General features: G+C 64.4%; 1 protein-coding gene. It reads right to left on the bottom strand.

Going from position 1 to position 585, the window contains the following annotated elements; translation table 11 throughout:
* Nucleotides 1-585: efflux RND transporter permease subunit (locus BMI01S_RS37920; protein WP_042293674.1), on the bottom strand; the 585-nt coding region annotated here is incomplete at both ends.

A 585-nucleotide genomic window follows, 5' to 3' on the forward strand; every position in this document is an offset into this window, starting at 1 on the left:
CCGGTCTTCCCTGCCGAACACCACCATGTACAAGGCGGGCAGAAACACGAGCGTCAGCACCGTCGCCACCAGCAGCCCGCCCATGATCGCGAAGGCCATCGCCCCCCAGAACACCGTGGGCGCAATCGGGATCAGACCGAGCACAGTCGAGAGCGAGGTCAGGAACATCGGCCGTATGCGCGAGGTGCCCGACGCGACCACGGCCTCCAGCACTCCCATGCCCTCCTGGCGAAAGGTCTCGATCTGCACGATCAGGATCAGCCCGTTCTTGGCGATCATGCCGATCAGCGCCAGAATGCCCAGGATCGCGACGAAGCCGAGCGGCCGGTTGAACACCAGCAGTGCGAGCACCACACCGATCAGCCCCAACGGCATGACCGAAACCACCATGGCGAGGCGCCGGAAGCTCACCAGCAGCACCATCATGCTCGTGAGCATCAGCACGATCATGACCGGCACCACGGCAAACACCGATGCCTGGGAGATCGCGCTTTCCTCGAAGATGCCGCCGGTCTCGACCCGGTAGCCCCTGGGCAGCTTCGCATTGAACCCGTCGATCTTCGGCGCCAGCGTCGCCACGACTTC

Source organism: Paraburkholderia mimosarum LMG 23256 = NBRC 106338 (genome assembly GCF_000739815.1).
GTDB classification, from domain to species: domain Bacteria; phylum Pseudomonadota; class Gammaproteobacteria; order Burkholderiales; family Burkholderiaceae; genus Paraburkholderia; species Paraburkholderia mimosarum.